This is a genomic window from uncultured Faecalibaculum sp. (genome assembly GCF_910588395.1).
Lineage (GTDB): Bacteria > Bacillota_I > Bacilli_A > Erysipelotrichales > Erysipelotrichaceae > Faecalibaculum.
The window spans coordinates 1-17,431 of the sequence record NZ_CAJUPA010000003.1 but is presented as its reverse complement, the minus strand read 5'-3'; the positions used below and the strand labels follow the sequence as shown (position 1 = coordinate 17,431).

20 protein-coding genes and 1 tRNA gene are annotated in these 17,431 nt (G+C 55.7%); 3 read left to right on the top strand and 18 right to left on the bottom strand.

All coding sequences use genetic code 11. The features are described from left to right. Positions 1-198: 198 nt before the first annotated feature. Positions 199-741 carry a DUF3783 domain-containing protein gene (locus QZ305_RS01280; RefSeq protein ID WP_294729684.1) on the bottom strand — a complete coding sequence of 181 codons (543 nt, stop codon included), beginning with the start codon at positions 739-741 and terminating at the stop codon, positions 199-201. A gap of 77 nt (positions 742-818) precedes the next feature. On the opposite strand from QZ305_RS01280, the gene QZ305_RS01275 reads away from it, so the two are divergent. The 3 genes from QZ305_RS01275 to QZ305_RS01265 all read left to right on the top strand — a co-directional run bounded on the left by QZ305_RS01275 (position 819) and on the right by QZ305_RS01265 (position 2,783). Next, positions 819-1,538 carry a hypothetical protein gene (locus QZ305_RS01275; protein WP_294729683.1) on the top strand — a complete coding sequence of 240 codons (720 nt, stop codon included), beginning with the start codon at positions 819-821 and terminating at the stop codon, positions 1,536-1,538. A gap of 136 nt (positions 1,539-1,674) precedes the next feature. After that, positions 1,675-1,748, top strand: a tRNA-Gly gene (locus tag QZ305_RS01270). Positions 1,749-2,015: 267 nt separating this feature from the next. Then, complete coding sequence (locus QZ305_RS01265; RefSeq protein ID WP_294729682.1) at positions 2,016-2,783, top strand: hypothetical protein; 768 nt, start codon at positions 2,016-2,018, stop codon at positions 2,781-2,783. 59 nt (positions 2,784-2,842) lie between these two features. Here QZ305_RS01265 and QZ305_RS01260 read toward each other — a convergent pair whose 3' ends face one another. The 17 genes from QZ305_RS01260 to pgk form a co-directional block, all read right to left on the bottom strand. Next, the gene (locus QZ305_RS01260) at positions 2,843-3,487 is read right to left on the bottom strand and encodes a CBS and ACT domain-containing protein (RefSeq protein ID WP_294729681.1); all 645 of its coding nucleotides are present in this window, start codon (positions 3,485-3,487) and stop codon (positions 2,843-2,845) included. A gap of 190 nt (positions 3,488-3,677) precedes the next feature. Further along, complete coding sequence (locus tag QZ305_RS01255; protein WP_294729763.1) at positions 3,678-4,382, bottom strand: ABC transporter ATP-binding protein; 705 nt, start codon at positions 4,380-4,382, stop codon at positions 3,678-3,680. Between the two features lie 8 nt (positions 4,383-4,390). After that, the gene (locus tag QZ305_RS01250) at positions 4,391-5,170 is read right to left on the bottom strand and encodes an ABC transporter ATP-binding protein (protein ID WP_294729680.1); all 780 of its coding nucleotides are present in this window, start codon (positions 5,168-5,170) and stop codon (positions 4,391-4,393) included. Further along, complete coding sequence (locus QZ305_RS01245) at positions 5,170-6,132, bottom strand: branched-chain amino acid ABC transporter permease (protein ID WP_294729679.1); 963 nt, start codon at positions 6,130-6,132, stop codon at positions 5,170-5,172. The genes QZ305_RS01250 and QZ305_RS01245 overlap by 1 nt, the downstream gene beginning before the upstream one ends. A 3-nt stretch (positions 6,133-6,135) precedes the next feature. Next, the gene (locus tag QZ305_RS01240; protein ID WP_294729678.1) at positions 6,136-7,014 is read right to left on the bottom strand and encodes a branched-chain amino acid ABC transporter permease; all 879 of its coding nucleotides are present in this window, start codon (positions 7,012-7,014) and stop codon (positions 6,136-6,138) included. A 63-nt stretch (positions 7,015-7,077) separates the two neighbouring features. Then, complete coding sequence (locus tag QZ305_RS01235; protein ID WP_294729677.1) at positions 7,078-8,262, bottom strand: ABC transporter substrate-binding protein; 1,185 nt, start codon at positions 8,260-8,262, stop codon at positions 7,078-7,080. A 280-nt stretch (positions 8,263-8,542) separates the two neighbouring features. Beyond that, on the bottom strand, positions 8,543-9,196 hold the full coding sequence (locus tag QZ305_RS01230; RefSeq protein ID WP_294729676.1) for a site-2 protease family protein: 654 nt from the start codon (positions 9,194-9,196) through the stop codon (positions 8,543-8,545). Between the two features lie 37 nt (positions 9,197-9,233). Then, positions 9,234-10,334 (bottom strand): redox-regulated ATPase YchF, encoded by a 1,101-nt coding sequence (gene ychF / locus QZ305_RS01225; protein WP_294729675.1) that lies wholly within the window; start codon positions 10,332-10,334, stop codon positions 9,234-9,236. An 86-nt stretch (positions 10,335-10,420) separates the two neighbouring features. Then, positions 10,421-10,636 carry a DUF951 domain-containing protein gene (locus QZ305_RS01220; protein WP_294729674.1) on the bottom strand — a complete coding sequence of 72 codons (216 nt, stop codon included), beginning with the start codon at positions 10,634-10,636 and terminating at the stop codon, positions 10,421-10,423. 18 nt (positions 10,637-10,654) lie between these two features. Continuing rightward, positions 10,655-11,509 carry a bifunctional methylenetetrahydrofolate dehydrogenase/methenyltetrahydrofolate cyclohydrolase FolD gene (gene folD, locus QZ305_RS01215; RefSeq protein WP_294729673.1) on the bottom strand — a complete coding sequence of 285 codons (855 nt, stop codon included), beginning with the start codon at positions 11,507-11,509 and terminating at the stop codon, positions 10,655-10,657. Further along, complete coding sequence (dtd, locus tag QZ305_RS01210; RefSeq protein WP_294729672.1) at positions 11,509-11,952, bottom strand: D-aminoacyl-tRNA deacylase; 444 nt, start codon at positions 11,950-11,952, stop codon at positions 11,509-11,511. Before dtd ends, folD begins: the two co-directional genes overlap by 1 nt. Then, entirely contained in the window at positions 11,949-12,428 is a 480-nt protein-coding gene (gene ispF / locus QZ305_RS01205) for a 2-C-methyl-D-erythritol 2,4-cyclodiphosphate synthase (protein ID WP_294729671.1), read from the bottom strand. The genes dtd and ispF overlap by 4 nt, the downstream gene beginning before the upstream one ends. Next, the gene (locus QZ305_RS01200) at positions 12,425-12,937 is read right to left on the bottom strand and encodes a nitroreductase family protein (RefSeq protein ID WP_294729670.1); all 513 of its coding nucleotides are present in this window, start codon (positions 12,935-12,937) and stop codon (positions 12,425-12,427) included. The genes ispF and QZ305_RS01200 overlap by 4 nt, the downstream gene beginning before the upstream one ends. Positions 12,938-13,029: 92 nt before the next feature. Next, a complete protein-coding gene (locus QZ305_RS01195) occupies positions 13,030-14,211 on the bottom strand; it encodes an NlpC/P60 family protein (RefSeq protein WP_294729669.1) in 1,182 nt (393 codons plus the stop codon). Between the two features lie 87 nt (positions 14,212-14,298). Continuing rightward, complete coding sequence (locus tag QZ305_RS01190; RefSeq protein WP_294729668.1) at positions 14,299-15,075, bottom strand: HAD family hydrolase; 777 nt, start codon at positions 15,073-15,075, stop codon at positions 14,299-14,301. 174 nt (positions 15,076-15,249) lie between these two features. Beyond that, the gene (tpiA, locus tag QZ305_RS01185; protein WP_294729667.1) at positions 15,250-15,996 is read right to left on the bottom strand and encodes a triose-phosphate isomerase; all 747 of its coding nucleotides are present in this window, start codon (positions 15,994-15,996) and stop codon (positions 15,250-15,252) included. An 18-nt stretch (positions 15,997-16,014) separates the two neighbouring features. After that, the gene (gene pgk, locus QZ305_RS01180; protein ID WP_294729666.1) at positions 16,015-17,199 is read right to left on the bottom strand and encodes a phosphoglycerate kinase; all 1,185 of its coding nucleotides are present in this window, start codon (positions 17,197-17,199) and stop codon (positions 16,015-16,017) included. Positions 17,200-17,431 lie beyond the last annotated feature (232 nt).

Below are 17,431 nucleotides of genomic sequence, written 5' to 3'. Positions count from 1 at the left end.
TAACCATTTTGGAGTTTCTGTGACGTTTAACGGAAGTTTGTCGACCTGGATGGAATTTTTCGCAGAATTGTCCGCTTATCCTCATGTCCCAACTTCCCATAGCTGTCACCTCTCTTCCAAAAACGGACAATCCCGCAGGCTCCGGGTTCTTCTGAAAACCCTTCCTGCGGGATTGCTGTCGTTTTCAGCCACTGCGGCTTACTGCCGGGGCACTGTTTCCTTTTCCTGCCGGGCCAGATCCGTCTCGATGGCCGCAATGGCCTGGTCCAGCTGTTCCTCCGACATGTCATTTTCTTCCAGTAGCGCAAAGGACTGCGCCATCAGCGCCATGTAGGCAGGATCCGAGGCCAGCCGCGCTTTGTCCGGATGGGTCACCAGCTGATACAGCCGGTTGGTTTTCCGGAACCACTCGTCTTCCCGGCCGATTTCATACATCAGCGCCTCCAGCGTCCATTTTTCGTTGTTCTCCGTCCGGACCGCCTTCCGGCTCACCCGGAGACCGGCTTCCTTCAGCGCCGCTTCCACCTTCTGTATCTCTTTGGAATCCAGCTTGTCGTAGTACAGAAACAGCGGCTTGTCCCCGGACAGATCCTGGGACTGTCCGTCACCATCCGCCAGTTCTCCCACTGTCGCATTCAGATCCGCATCCCCGAGATCACGCTTCGCGATCCCGAGATCACGGAATATCCGGTCAAACACCGGCTTTTTGTCCATATCCCTGCCGTAGTATACCAGCACCATTGTCCATGCACCCCTCTCCGGGTCCGCCTTTGACACCCGTTCCTATTCATCTTACTATGACCAAAAGGAGAAATCCCATGAAGAAACTCAGCAAACTCATCACTGCCCTGCTCCTGTGCCTCTTTCTGACCGCCTGCAGCCAGGCCGGTGAAAATGAAAAGAAGCAGGCGGCTCTGACATTTTTCGATGCCCTTCACAAAACCATGACCGCCGAGTCCATGGAAGTGGAAGGATCCGCAGATATCAAAGCCGGCACCTCCATATCTGGCGACTTCCATCTGTATCTGAATCAGAAAGACGACCTGCAGCTGGCTTTTCTGGTAAACGGCAGCGCCATGGGCATTCCCGTGGGCGATCTCTTCAATTTCTACATCCGGGACGGTCGGACCTATCTGAACGCCATGGGGACAAAATCCCAGAGTCTGGCTGAAAACATCGGATTGAAACCCGGCGAAAAACTCGAGTCCTGGGACCCGTTTCTGTCCCTGACAGACGAAGAAAAAGTGAACTGTTTCAAATCCGTCTCCGTGAAAGGCGATGCGTATCATTTTGTGATCGACGCAGCCGATCTGGCCTACACGCTGGATTCCATGGGTTCCACCACGCTGTCCAGGGCAGACATGGATGCCACCATCCAGGACGGCATCCTGCAGGACCTGAAACTGGATCTGGAAGGAGAATACCGGATCAGTGACCAGAGTCAGCCCTTCACGGCAGCCATTACCATGCAGGCCAGGGATGTGGATGGCAATGTGACCGTTCCCTATCCAGCCGACCTGGACAGCTGGGGAAAATAAACCGGCAGACAGAGACAAACGGCATCAGAGGGTGCCGTTTTTCATTGCCGATGGTGGCCAGGCTCGTCAGAGATCCCGCAGCCCGTGCAGCTTCAGTTTGCCTTCGAAAACACAGGCCAGTATAATGGAACCAGCTGCAGGCGTAGTTTAATGGCAGAACTCAACCTTCCCAAGGTTGCCGCGGGGGTTCGATTCCCCTCGCCTGCTCCATCGTACAGACAGACCCGGATGGCGGTTATGGCCCATCCGGGTTTTTTGTGTCAATAATCCCGGCGGTGAATTCCTGCAGCCGATCGAGGACTTTGCCCATGCTTTCGTTGACGCCGGTCCGTATTTATGACACGATTGATATAGTTAGTCATACAGAAAATATATGAAGCTTCCCGTAACCATTCGGGCCGATTGAACCGGATGATACTGATCGAACATCAGGACTATGAATATGTCCAATGACAGTCTGACTGAATGGAGGTAAACATGACCCGCGCTGACTCCTGGAAGAAAATGCATGACAAATCCAGCCCATCTGTACTGACGGGACTGCTGACCATTTTCATTGTTTTATCCGGCTGCACCACCCATACTGCAGACTCGGACAGCTATCCGCAGACCACTCCCGGACTGGTGGCGTGTCCGGCGGCTCGGGAACAGTCCGGGTCCATGCCGGAAGCCCTGAAGACGCTGCTGAAACAGGACGGCCTTCTCATTTACACGGAAGAGTACAACTGGCTGCTGCTCAGGGGCAAAGATACATTTCTGCAGACCCAGATTCAGTACAGAGATGGACTTGAAATCCGAACATATACCCTGCAGCAGGGCAGTGAAGAACTGTTTTTTGCCCTGAACAAAGAACCCTTTGACGACTGGATCCTTTCTCTGGAGCCGCAGCAGAACTCTGTCCAGGAACAGCCGGACCAGCGCTGGAAGGCAGCTGTCCTTGGAACCGCATTGCCCGGGGCCGCGGATGAAGCTGCACTTGCAGATCCCGATGCCTGGCAGAAAACAGAGACCGGCTACGTGTATACTGCGCAGGACTGGACATGGAAAGTATCCATGGCCTGCGGCCTTCCCGCCTGCATCACCACTGTCTATCCTGATGGCAGGACAAAATCTGTCATGATCCGGGTGGTCTCCAATGCACCGGACCTGATCAGCGAAGCCGGACAGGCTGCCACCAGCATCCGGAAAGACGCTGACCGGATACAGGACCCCATTCCGCTTCCCAATCCCTCAAAGACGGCATGAATCGGCAAAAGACCTGCAGACGGCATGTGATGCTCCTGCAGGTCTTTTGTTCTTTCTCTTTATTCCGCTTTGGCAATCTCCACTTCCGTGTAGCCGGCACCTTCCAGGGCCTGCTTCAGACCATCGGTGGTCTTGTCGGCCCGGATGATCATGCTGGCATTGCCATCAGTGGTGTCATACACGCCGATGTTGGCAATGTTGATGCCTTCATCCGCAAAGATCTTGGAAATCTTCTCCAGCTGGCCGATTTCGTCCTTCGCTTCCAGCGCCACCCGGACTCCTTCGCGATACCAGCCCAGGACCTCCAGGAAGGACTTGAATACATCATTCTGGGTGAGGATGCCCACCACTTTTTCCCGGTCATCCACCACAGGCAGACAGCCGATGTCTTCCCGCAGCATCTTTTCCGTGGCTTTTTCCATCAGGTCACCAGGATGAATCGTGGCGACTTTTTTCTGCATCACAGTTTTCACCTTCGTCTTGGACAGAAGGTAATTCAGCTCGTAAATCGACAGGCTTGTGGCATTGCCACCGGCACCGGAGATCATCCCCTCGGTGATCAGACCCACGAGTTTTCCATCTGTGTCTGTCACCGGGATCCGGTGCAGATTGTTTTTCTTCATGATGTCCAGAACCTCCGTGATTCTGGCATCCGGCTCTGTGCAGATGACAGGCGCCGTCATGAAATCTTGTACTTTAAACATATTTTCCTCTCAAACCCGGCCGGAACCTGGTTCCATGACAGCCGGCTTTCTTTCAGGTTCATTATACAAAGGAACAGTTGATATGCAGACTTGCACAGGCCTGTATCAATAGCGTTACAGCATCGCAACCTGCACAGTCTTTCCTGACAGCGGGCTTCTTGGCTGCCAGATGCAGCAATGAAGGTGGCTGTCAGCCTCCCAGATAGGCTTTCTGAATCTCAGGGCTGTCCGCCAGTTCCTGCCCGGTTCCCTGCAGGGAAATCCGGCCGGTTTCCAGAACATAGGCATAATCCGCAATGGACAGTGCCATCTTGGCGTTCTGTTCCACCAGCAGCACGGTGGTGCCGGTGGAGTTGATCTCCTGAACAATGGAGAAAATCTCCTTGACGAGAATCGGCGCCAGACCCATGGACGGTTCATCCAGCAGGAGCAGTTTCGGACGGGCCATCAGGGCCCGGCCCATGGCCAGCATCTGCTGTTCGCCGCCGGACAGGGTGCTGGCATCCTGGTTCTTCCGCTGTTCCAGGATGGGAAACTGTGCATATACCTTCTGCAGATCTTCCTCGATCCCCTGTTTGTCCCGGCGCAGAAACGCACCCATCATCAGGTTTTCATACACGGAAAGACCGGTGAACACCCGCCGTCCTTCCGGAACCTGTGTCAGGCCCTCGGACACAATTTTCTTCGGCGAAGCGGACGTGATGTTGTCCGACAGGAACATGACCTCGCCGCTGGTCTTTTTCTTGATTCCGGAAATCGACTGCAGCAGCGTGGTTTTCCCCGCTCCGTTGGAGCCGATCAGCGCCACGATCTGTCCTTCGTTCACAGACATGGAAACGCCTTTGAGCGCTTCGATGACACCGTAATGAACGTGCAGGTCCTTGACTTCAAGCATGGCCATGACTAGATTTCCTCCCCGAGATACGCCTTGATGACGAACTCGTTTTTCCGGATTTCCTCCGGTGTGCCACTGGCAATGAGCTTTCCGTAGTCCAGCACAAAGATCCGCTCGCAGATCTTCATGACCAGAGACATGTCGTGCTCGATCAGGATCACCGTCAGACCGTATTTTTTCCGGATCCGGTGAATCAGCTCCGTGAGCTCTGCGGTTTCCTGGGGATTCATCCCGGCAGCCGGCTCATCCAGGTACAGGATTTTCGGCTGAATTGCCAGGGCTCTGGCAATCTCCAGCTTTCTCTGCTCGCCATAGGGCAGATTGACTGCCATCTCGTTGCGCTTGGCATACAGACCCACTTCCTTCAGATACTCGCAGGCTTTTTCCTGCACCCAGCGCTCCTCGGAATAATACCGCGGCAGCCGGAGAATCGCGCTCATCACCCCGTAGCGGATATTCCGGTGCATGGCCACCTTCACGTTCTCCAGCACAGTCATTTCTTTGAAAAGCCGGATATTCTGGAACGTCCGGGCCACGCCCAGTGCAGTGATTTTGTAAGGGGGCAGTCCGCCGATCTGCGTGGGCTTGCCATCCACTTCCATCTCGATCAGCCCTTCACTGGGTTCATACACCCCCGTCAGCAGGTTGAACAGCGTGGTTTTTCCCGCACCGTTGGGCCCGATCAGACCAATCAGCTCCCCGGGCTGAATCTCCAGAGACACGTTGGCCACAGCAGTCAGACCGCCAAAATGACGGGACAGGTTCTTGACCTGCAGAATCGGTTCCATCAGCTGGCCTCCTTTCCGGCCTCCCGTTTGGCCAGGATCTTTTTAAAGGAAAGCTCCCGTTTGCCCAGCAGACCATTGGGCTTGAAAATCATCATGATGACCAGCGCCAGACCATAGATGATCATGCGCAGGTCGGTGAAGTTCTGCAGAATCGTGTTCAGCAGGCCGATTGCAATCGCCGCCAGAACCGAGCTGGTCATGCTGCCCATGCCGCCGAATACCACCATGACCAGAATGTCAATGGACCGGTTGAAGGTGAACTGGCTCGGTTTGATGACATAGAAGCTGCAGGCAAACAGCGCCCCGGCCAGACTGGCAATCAGTGCGCCGATGACAAAAGCCAGAACCTTGTACTTCGTGGTGTTGATGCCCATGGCTTCCGCGGCAATCTCATCGTCCTGAATCGCCAGACAGGCGCGCCCCGGTGCACTGCGCATCACATTGCTGCAGACAACGATGGCAATCACCACACCCAGAATCAGAATCGGCCAGGTGGTCAGCGCCGGAATCCCCGACAGACCCGCTGCACCGTTGGTGATGGTCATGTTCTGCACCAGGATCCGGATGATCTCCGCAAATCCCAGTGTGGCAATGGCCAGATAGTCGCCCTTCAGCCGCAGGGTGGGAACGGAAACAATCAGGGCAGCCACGGCGGAAATCGCAAATCCCGCCAGGATCCCCAGCAGCAGCCCGCCGTAGTTGGGAATCATCTTCGTGATGACACCCGCACTGTAGGCACCGATGCACATGAATCCCGCATGCCCCAGGGAGAACTGCCCGCAGATCCCGATGACCAGGTTCAGACTCACAGCCAGCATGATGTTGATGCAGATGTTGAACAGCGTGATTTTATAGTAGGAGTTGATGATGCCCACCTGCATCAGCAGTGTCAGCACCCCGAACAGAATCGCAGAGAGAATGACCCAGCACAGGTTCTCCTTTGTGAAAATGCTTTTTGGCACAGACTACACCTTCTCTCTCTGGTTCTTGCCCAGCAGACCGGTGGGCTTGACGATCAGCACAACAATCAGGATCGCATATACAATGGCGTCCCGGTACAGGCTGGACCCGTAGGCAACGACCATCGTTTCGGCAATGCCGATGAACAGACCGCCGATCACCGCGCCGGGGATGCTGCCAATGCCGCCGAATACCGCAGCGACAAAGGCTTTCAGACCGGGGGTGAGGCCCATCAGCGGGTTGATTGTGTTGTAGTAGATTCCCACCAGAATGCCCGCAGCACCGGCCAGGGCAGAACCCAGCAGGAAGGTGAAGGAAATGGTGGTATCCACGTTGATGCCCATCAGTTCCGCTGCCTGTTCATCCACGGAGACAGCCCGCATGGCCCGCCCCATTCTGGTTTTGGAAATGATGAACTGCAGAGCGACCATCAGCACGATGGTGATGGCAAAAATGTAGATCTGGTGGGTGGTGATGGACACCGGCCCCAGCTGATAGATGGTTTTGGGAAGAACGTTGGGATAGGTGCGCACTTCGCTGCCCATGAAATACTGCATGGTGTATTCCAGAACATAGCTCACGCCAATGGCGGTGATCAGAGCTGTGATCCGGGGGGCTTTGCGAAGGGGCTTGTAGGCAAGGCGCTCGATCAGAACACCAAGCAGCCCGCAGACTACCATGCTGGCGATCAGCGCCGGGAAAAACCCGAAGCCAAGCCATGCCGTGCAGATGAAGGCAGTGTAGGCGCCGACCATATATACATCGCCATGGGCGAAGTTGATCAGTTTGATGATGCCGTAGACCATGGTGTAGCCCAGGGCGATCAGCGCATAGATGCTGCCAAGTGACAGGCCGTTGATGACCTGCTGGAGAAACTGGCTCATTGGACCTCCTTTACTCAAAAAATGGGGAATCTACATTCCCCATTTGTCATGATGCGGTTTCGCTTATTTGACTTCGACTTCGTCGACTTCTGTCTGTACGCCATCCTTCTGGTTGACGACAAGCACGGTCTTTTTCGGGGTGTGAGTCTTTTCGTCAAAGACGAAGGAACCGGTCAGACCTGAGAAATCGGCTTTCTTGATGGCCTCGTTCAGTTCGGCGCCGGTTTTGCCTGTGGCTTCCAGCTGATCGAGCACCAGGTTGGTGGCGTCGTATGCCAGGGCGGAGAACATGTTGGGGGCCTGGTCGTATTTGGCTGTGTAGTCATCGATGAAGCTCTTCAGTTCATCGGATGCGTTGACTGTGGTGTAGCAGGTGGTGTACCAGACGTTGTTCAGGTTTTCCTTGCCTGCCAGTTCCGCCAGCTTTTCGGATTCGAAACCGTCAGCGCCGACAATGTTGCAGTCGATGCCGGATTCACGGGCCTGCTTGATGATCAGACCGGCTTCACCGTAGTAGCCGGCAATGTACAGAACATCAAAATCCTTGCCCTTGATCTTGGTCAGAATGGACGCGAAGTCCGTATCCTTGGCGTTGTACTGTTCCTGTGCCACGACTTCGCCGCCCAGGGACTCGAATTTTTCCTTGAAGGTTTTGGCAAGACCCTGACCATAATCAGAGGTCTCGTTGATCACAGCGGCTTTCTTGTCGCCCAGCGTATCGTAGGCATAGATGGCCATTGCCGCCCCCTGATAGCTGTCTTCGAAGCAGACACGCCATGCATATTCATAGGGGGTGTCTCCGTTGAGCATCGCGTCCACCTGTGTGGCGGAGGGAGATACCACCGGAGTCTGCTTGTCTGTGGCAGCCTGGTATGTGGAAATGGAGGGTGCGGAAGTGGCAGGGCCCACGATGGCAGCCACCTGGTCTTCGTCAATCAGCTTGATTGCTGCTGTGGTCGATTCAGCCGGATCGCCTTTGGAGTCAATTTCCACGCCTTCCACGGTGAAGGGCTTGTCCTCGCGGGCGTTGAATTCATCAATGGCCAGCTGCGCACCGTTGCGTTCGGCTGTACCGTAGCTGGATACTTCCCCGGTCAGTTCGAAGTTCAGTCCGATTTTGACTGTGTCGCCGGTTTCGGCGGATCCGCCGTCACCGGCGTTGTCGGAGCCGGATGCGGATGAACATCCCGCCAGCAGCACGGCAGCGCCGAGGCCGCCGGCCAGGAGCTTCCTGAAATCTCTCTTCATAGTTCGTTTCCTCCCGTAATATGCGTTTATCATACGCTTTGCATTTTGGGATTGCAACGTTCTGAAAGAATTTGTAACAGTTGTGAAAATCAGAGGGCCGGCCATGATAACAGCCATCATCCATCAGGAAGACAGTCACTATGTGCCGGTTTGACTGCTGTGAGACAGATGTATGTGTATTGCCCTCCTCCTGAATGGCAACCGCGGCTTTCATCGGCCATGAAGAAAAAGAAAAACCGGTCTGCACAGCAGGACCGGCTTGTCCGGAATGGACTCGGATTCACATACCCAGCAGGAACATTGCCGCTGTGGAGAAGGCATCGATCATGCCGCCCCGGAGCATGGCAATGGGACCGGAGATCACACCGGACCACAGCAGGGCAATGAAAACCAGCGACATCCAGGGGGTGCCCCGGGTAACGCGGTAATAGGTCTGGTCGGGAAGAAAGGCGAACAGAATTTTGGAGCCGTCCAGGGGCGGAACAGGGATCAGATTGAAGATCCCAAAGCCCGCGGAGATGATCGCCGTGGTAGCGAAGACCGACTCGATGAAACTGCCCGCAGCGCCCAGGGCGAATCCCGGAGAGATCTTCAGCAGCAGGTAATAGAGAAACACACAGACAAAGGACAGCAGAAAATTGGCCAGGGGCCCGGCAAATGCGGTCCAGATCATGCCGGCTTTCGGGTCTTTGTAATACCGCGGATCCACCGGCACGGGTTTCGCCCAGCCAAACCCGAACAGCAGCAGGCACAGCAGACCGCTCCAGTCTATGTGGGCAAAAGGGTTCAGGGAGAGCCGGCCAGCCTGACGGGCTGTGGGATCCCCGAACCAGTATGAGACCAGGCCATGGGCCACTTCATGAATGGACATGGAGAGGATCACCGCAATCACCAGCACGATGATCTGGCTCAGGCTCTGTCCGAGTATCATCATGCCCGGGTCCTGCCTGCAGAAGGCACGGAGAGGCAGATCATACGTTGAAGCGGAAATGCATCACATCTCCGTCCTGCACCACATACTCCTTGCCTTCCATGCGCATGCGCCCGGCTTCCCGGATCGCCGCTTCGCTTTCCAGCTCGTCCATGTCCTGGAAGCGGTAGACTTCTGCCTTGATGAATCCCCGCTGGAAATCGGAATGAATCACGCCTGCGCATTCCGGTGCTTTCATGCCTTTGCGGAAGGTCCATGCCCGGCATTCATCCGGTCCGGCGGTCAGGAAGGTCTGCAGCCCGAGCACGGCATAGGCTTTGGTGATGACCTGATCCAGGCCGGAGGCAGGCAGTCCCAGTTCATCCAGAAACTCCTGTTTCTCTTCCCGGTCCATGCCCGAAAGATCTTCTTCCATTTTGGCACAGAGCAGCACCGCTTCGCTGCCATGGTTTTCAGCATAGGATTTCACCTGCTGCCAGTAGCCGCAGCCATCGGGATCCGATACCCCTTCTTCATCAGTATTGGCGATGTAAATCACCGGTTTCATGGTGATCAGACCATATCCTTTGACAAGCGTCAGTTCATCTTCGTCCATTTCCAGGGTCCTGGCAGGCTGTTCCGCTTCCAGATGCGGCTGCAGGCGTCTGAGCAGCGCCAGTTCGGCCATGGCTTCCTTGTCTTTGGTCTTTGCCTTGCGTTCGACTTTCGCAATGCGGTTTTCCACTGTCTGCAGATCCGCCAGGATCAGTTCCAGGTTGATGATTTCAATGTCCCGGACAGGATCCACCGTGGTTTCCACATGGGTGATGTTGGGATCGTCAAAGCAGCGGACGACATGACAGATGGCATCCGTGAGGCGGATATTGGAGAGAAACTGGTTGCCCAGTCCCTCGCCTTTGGAGGCGCCTTTGACCAGTCCGGCAATGTCCGTGAACTCAAAAGTGGTGTAAATGGTCTTTTTTGGCTGAAACAGTTCTGTCAGCCGGTCGATCCGCGCATCCGGGACTTCCACCACACCCACATTCGGGGAGATGGTGGCAAAGGGATAGTTGGCGGCTTCAACCTGCGATCTGGTGATCGCATTGAATAATGTGGATTTGCCTACATTGGGCAGACCCACGATTCCTGCCTGCAATGGCATGGCTATCGTTCCTTTCGTATTGTTTTCAGTTTCATCTGACAGCTGCATTCCGGCTGAGTCTGAGTCTGAGGCAGCGGGAACCAGCTTCAGTCTTTCTGCGGACTGCCGGATTCCTCCGGTGCTGCCACAGCGACTCTTTTCAGTTTCTTCTCGAATTTCGAGCGGGGCATCAGCACACTGGTGCCGCACCCGAGGCATTTGATGCGGATATCAGCCCCCATGCGGATGATTTTCCACTGTCTGGACAAGTGACACGGGTGCTCTTTTTTCATCTCCACGATGTCGTTGAGCTTGTACTCCATTCACTGACCTCCCCTGTCTCAGGATTCTCTGTCATCCTGCAGCTGTGCTGCCAGCAGCGTGTTTTCCAGCAGCATCTGCACGGTCATGGGCCCGCAGCCCCCGGGAACCGGCGTGATGGCAGCGGCATGGTTTTCCGCAGCCTCTGTCTGCACATCCCCTACCAGATGACCATCCACCCGGTTGATTCCCACATCGATCACATAGGCGCCGTCCTTGATCCAGTCGCCCCGGATCAGTTCCGGCTGACCCACAGCTGCCACCAGAATATCCGCTTCGGCCACGTGGGCTGCCAGATCCTTTGTGCGGGAGTGGCAGATGGTCACAGTGGCGTTGCGGTTCAGAAGCAGCTGAGCCATGGGTTTGCCCACCAGGACCGAACGCCCCACAACCACCGCTTTCAGCCCGGTCATATCCGCAAGCCCGGCCTGTTCCAGCAGAGCGATTGCCCCCTGGGGCGTACAGGGCACAAACCCCTTCAGGCCATTGGCCAGGCGGCCGGCGTTCACCGGATGCAGTCCGTCCACGTCCTTGTCCGGATCAATGGCGGCAATGACCGCCTGTTCGTCAAGGTGTGCCGGCAGCGGCATCTGCACGAGAATGCCATGAACCGACTGGTCCCGGTTGAGTGTTTCAATCAGATCCAGAAGCTCCTTCCCGGATGTATCCGCGGGCAGCCGCCAGGTGCGGGGTTCGATCCCCGCTTTCCGGCAGGCGTTTTCCTTGTTGCGGACATAAACCTGGCTGGCAGGATCATCCCCCACCAGGATCACAGCCAGCACCGGGACCGGCAGGCCCTGACTGACACGTCTGCGGACTGCTTCCGCCGTGGCTTCCCGGCGGGCTGCAGCCAGCGCTTTTCCATCAATTCGCATCACTGTTCCCCCATTTCAAGCTCGATCGTCACAGGTCCGTCGTTGACCAGATGGATCTGCATATCTGCACCGAACCTGCCCGTGGCTGTCGGCACCTGTCTGGCGAGCTGTTCATTCATATAGTTATACAACGAAATGGCCGTTTCCGGACAGGCCGCCTGCGAAAAACCCGGTCTGTTTCCCCTGCGGCAGTCCGCATACAGGGTGAACTGACTGATGTTCAGCACCGAGCCCTCCACATCTCTCAGGCTACGGTTCATTTTTCCTTCTTCATCGGAAAACACCCGGAGAGCCAGGATTTTCCGGATCATCCGGTCCACAGTATCCCGGGTGTCCGTGGGGCAGAAACCGGTGAGAATCATGTATCCCTGTCCGATTTCTCCCACGACGCTGCCGTCTATGACACAGCTTGCTTCCGTGACGCGCTGCAGTACGGTTTTCATCGGTCTGTCTCCATCAGGCAGACGCAGACAGCTGCGATGCCTTCTTCGCGGCCCACAAAGCCAAGTTTTTCGCCCCGGGTTGCCTTGACGGAAATCTGCGACACATCGCAGTTCAGCACCCGGGCCATGTTTTCCCGCATTGCCGGGATATGGGGCGCCATCTTCGGTTGCTCTGCCAGAATCGTGGCGTCCAGATTGGAAAGTCTGAATCCGCAGTCTCTGGCCAGTTTGGCAGTATGAGCCAGCAGCAGCAGACTGTCGGCGCCTTTGTATGCCGGATCGGTGTCCGGAAAATGGGTCCCCAGATCTCCCAGCGCCAGCGCACCGAGAATGGATTCCGCCACGGCATGCACCAGCACATCCGCGTCGCTGTGTCCGTCCAGTCCTTTGTCATGACTGATCCGCACACCGCCCAGGATCAGATCCCTGCCCGCTTTGAGGGGATGAATGTCCACAGACTGCCCGATGCGGATCATTTCAGGTACCCCACCCGGGATGTTTTCGCTTTGACCGCCGGCTGCTGGGCTGGATGTCCGGCGATGACAAAACCGATTCCTTCATAATCCAGAGGCAAGCCGGCTTTTTCCAGAATGGCTTTCCCCTGATCAGTGGCAAAGACTTCCTTTGCACGGTGGATCCAGCAGGATCCCAGCCCCAGTGCACTGGCTGCCAGCAGCATCTGTCCGGCAGCCAGGGAGCCGTCATACAGATAAGTGGAAACAGCAGGATCTGCCAGCACCGCAAACACCGCCGGTGCCTGATAAAAAGGATCTGCATCTGTGTGCAGGACTTCGGCGTTCAGGCGGGAAAGTGTGCGGCGGATTTCGGGATCTGTCACCGCCAGAAATGCGGTGGGCTGCCGGTTTCTGCCGGAGGGAGCCGCCTGGCCGGCCTGCAGGATAAGGCGGACTTCGTCTTCCAGCAGCGGCTGAGTCGTGTAGGTTTTGCAGGAAGCCCGGTCAAGAAGCAGTTCAATGGGTGTCATGGATGTTCCTTTCTGTGATTTTTCCAGGCAGCTGCCATGCAGACACACGGCAGCCGGAAAAAGAAAAGCCCGACTGGTGTCAGGCTTTCGTCTTACTGTGCAATCTGGATAAACTGAGGATTTCCGGCAGTGGACAGATAGGCATCTGCAATCACTGTCTGACCGTCATAGTTTCCATGAACGGCCTGGCCGTCACCGATGTAGACAGCAATGTGATCATAGCCATTGCCGCCGTTGTTGTAATAAATCAGGTTGCCGGCTACAGCCTGGGAAGGATCCACATAGTAGCCGTACTGGATGTATTCACTGGGCCATACCACACCAGCATTCACACCGGCTGCGTTCAGAGCGCCTGTGGCGACCTGTGTGCACTGCCAGCCGTCTGTCACGCCGACCATACCCAGGGCCGCATTGGCGATGCTGCTGTTCAGGTCCGCATTGGGATCCACAACAGGTTCCGGGGTGGGTTCGGGTGCAGGAGCCGGTTCCGGTGCAGGTGCAGGTTCCGGAGCGGGAGCCGGTGCCGGATCCACAACGGGTGCTTCCGGGGCCGGTGTTTCATCCACAACCGGAGCCGCGGGCACTTCCGGTGCCGGTGTTTCGTCAACAACCGGAGCTGCCGGTACTTCCGGAGCCGGTGCTTCGTCCACGACGGGCGCCTCGTATACATCCTGAACCGGTGTCTCGTCAACAACCGGAGCTGCCGGCACTTCCGGGGCGGGAGCTGCTTCAACAGGTGCTGTTTCCACGGGAGCGGTTTCAACAGGAACCTCTGTCACAGCGGGGAGTTCCTCCACCGGAGCTGCGGGCGTCTCTTCTGTGTAGACTGTTTCTTCCACAGCAGGGGCTGCTTCTGCAGGGGCTTCCACCGGTGCTTCTGCCGGCTGTGCCTGTTCTGCAGCGGGTGTCTCTTCCGCGACGGGGGCTGCTTCTTCTGCAGCGGGTGCTTCAGCAGCTGCTTCTGCGGCTGCCTGTTCTGTGATTGCTGCTTCCGCTTTTGCCTTCATTTCATCTTTTACATTGGATGAAACACTTGCAACAACGGCGCTGCGGGTTGTTTTTGTATCGACAGTTCCGTCTTCTTCAGAGAAGTACCAGGATTTGCCTTCAATCTCCTGCCAGCCTTTGGCTACAGTGGAGTCATTGTTGATGTACTTGTCGCCGTGCCATCCAGGTGCGGTCTCCATTGCGTAGACTGTGGCAATCACGGGGAAACATGATGCCACGCACAAGACAGCTGCGATTTTTTTACCATTGTCCTCTACAAAATTCATTCCTTGCCTCCTGTTCTGCGAAAGTTCAAACATACACTAACACACGCCCGATCCAAACTCAATGCTTCCCGGCGTAACCACCCGGATTCAATCTGTTTGAAAGCGCTGAATTTCTGTCACTTTCTGCAGGGATTCTGCGATGGAGTTCGCGTGAAAAGCCGCCGCTTTTTTTACAATATGCGGGCTGCCGGAGAAAGTAAAGCCATATGATACTGTCTCGATCAGCGGCAGATCATTCCAGGAATCCCCCATTCCCGCCGTTTTTTCCGGATCCAGCCCCAGCAAACGGCACAGTTCCAGGACCCCGGTCCCTTTCGAGATCCCGGCAGGTACATAGTCCACCGTCGCTGCATTGGCATAAGCCGCCAGCCTCAGATCCGTGATATCCAGCCGCTTTCCCTCTTCATTCCAGGAAGACAGTCCATAGTACTGCCGGTCATCCGGAACATCCTGGCGAAGCGGGAGGTCATGCCATGCCTTCCCCATGCAGAAAAGCTCCCGGCTGTTGTGCACAGCCAGGGAATCCGGGCAGCGCTCTGCGGCTGAGCGGATCACATCCGCTTCGATTTCATGAACTGCCATCACTTCTTTTTTGCCGTTCACAATCAGCGCGCCGGAGGAACTGATGTAAAAATCCGGAACCACACCCGCCTGATGCAGCACCGTTTCGAACTTCTGCAGCAGATGAGTGAGCGACCGCCCGGTGCAGATCCCGAACAGATTGCCCGCCGCCTGCCACTCTCTGATGGCCCGGGCATCTGTCTCGTGCAGCCCTGTGCCATCGTGAAAGAACAGCGTATTGTCAAAATCCGAGGCAAATATCCAGCCGGTTTTCCCCTCCGGCTTCTGCCTGTTTGTCTCCATACTGTCTCCACCTTCCTTCCGTTGTCTCCTTTATACCATGCACCTGCGCATGGCAAAACCTTCAAATATCTGTCCTCATGGCTGCCCCTGCCACTCCGGCCCGAAAAAAGCGGGTGCCTGTTTCTTTGCAGAAACTGACACCCGCCAGAGCAGAAATCTGCGGAAAGCAGAACTCTACTTTGTTTTTTCGATGATTTCCAGGAAGCTGTCCGGTTTCAGGGACGCACCGCCGATCAGAGCACCGTCGATATCCGGCTGTGCCATGTATTCCACGATGTTGCCGGGCTTCACAGATCCGCCGTACTGAATGCGTACAGCCTCCGCAGCTTCTTCGCCGACCATGTCGCGAACGACATCACGAACCAGCTTGCAGCAGTCTTCTGCGATTTCCACAGAAGCGGATTTGCCGGTGCCAATGGCCCAGATCGGTTCGTAGGCGATGACGATGTTCTTGTACTCTTCGGCAGGAATGTCTGCCAGAGAGCCATTGAGCTGAGAGGCAATGACGTCCTTTGTCTTGCCGGCATCGTACTCCTCTTCGGTCTCGCCGATGCACAGAATCGGCGTAATGCCTGCAGCCAGCAGTTTCTTTGCCTTTTTGTTGACTGTTTCATCCGTATCACCGAACATCTGACGACGTTCGCTGTGACCGATGATGCAGTATTTGATGCCCAGTTCTTCCAGCATCGGAACGGACACTTCGCCGGTGAATGCACCGGAGTCTTCGAAGTGAACGTTTTCTGCTGCAACAATCAGGTTCTTCGCGTTGTCCAGCGCTGTTTTCAGATCCGTGAAAGGAGCGCCGATGCCATACAGAGCCTTGTCGCTGACAGCTGCGGGATCCACTTCCTCAAAGAAAGCCCGGGTCTCCGCGTTGTTTTTGTTCATTTTCCAGTTTCCGACAATGATTGCTTCTCTCATGATGTCCTCCAGATGACCTTAGTCTTTTGCGCTGATCACAGCGATGCCCGGCAGAGTCTTGCCTTCCATGTACTCCAGGGAAGCGCCGCCGCCTGTGGAGATGTGGGAGAACTTGTCCTTGAAGCCCAGCTGAATGGCTGCAGCTGCGGAGTCACCGCCGCCGATCACGGTAATGGCTTCCGGCAGTTCGGAAATGGCAGTGCAGACTTCCAGTGTGCCCTTGGCGAAGTTCGGCATTTCAAATACGCCCATGGGGCCGTTCCATACCACAGTCTTCGCACCATCCAGCGTTTCCTTGAATTTCTCAACGGATTTCGGTCCGATATCCAGACCCATCCAGCCTTCGGGAATGTTGCCTTCCACAACCTGCGTATTGGCATCGTTGGCGAATGCATCCGCAATCACGTGGTCAACGGGGAGAACGATTTTGTCCTTGCCCTTTTCCAGCGTGGCTTTGGCCAGATCGATTTTGTCTTCTTCAACCAGAGAGTTGCCTACGTTTTCTCCCAGCGCCTTCAGGAATGTGTACGCCATGCCGCCGCCAACGATGACTTTGTCGGCTTTCTCCAGCATGTTTTCAATCACACCGATTTTGTCGGATACCTTGGCACCGCCGATGATGGCCACGAAGGGATGCTTCGGATCATCCACGGCTTTGCCCAGCATGTCCACTTCCTTTTCAACCAGGAAGCCCAGACCGTTTTCCGGCAGGTTGGACGGGATGCCCACGGTGGAAGCGTGTGCCCGGTGTACAGAACCGAAAGCGTCTTCCACAAATACATCACCCAGGCTTGCCCAGTATTTGCCCAGTTCGGGATCGTTCTTGGATTCGCCCTTTTCATACCGGGTGTTCTGGATCAGCAGAATCTGACCATCTTTGAGATCGTTGACCATTTCTTCCAGAACAGGTCCGCGGGTCTCGTTGCAGAATTCCACTTTTGTGTCAGGCAGCAGCTCAGCCAGACGGACAGCCACGCACTCCAGGCTGTTCTTGGCCTTGTCTTCCTCTGTCTTCACCTTGCCCAGGTGGGACATCAGAATGACTTTGGCTCCCTGCTCCAGCAGATATTTGATCGTCGGCAGCGCCTGCACGATCCGGTTGTCATTTGTGATGACGCCGTCCTTGCGGGGCACGTTGAAATCGCAGCGGACGATGACCTTTTTGCCTTTGACATCCAGGTCTTTGACAGTTCTTTTTGCCATGATAATCCTCCTATGCTTTTTGCATCGTAAACAGTATATCACCTGCAGGCAGGAATATGTCCATGTCCTGAGGATTTGTAAGCCCGGCGCAAATCTCCGGTTTGAGAACAGAAGAAAACCGAAAAGGACAAACCCGGCCTGGGACTGCCATGGTTTGTCCTTTGTGCTCGTAACCGTCCGGGTCTTTCACAGTTCCATCTGAACATATCTCAGATTGGAATTTTTAATAATA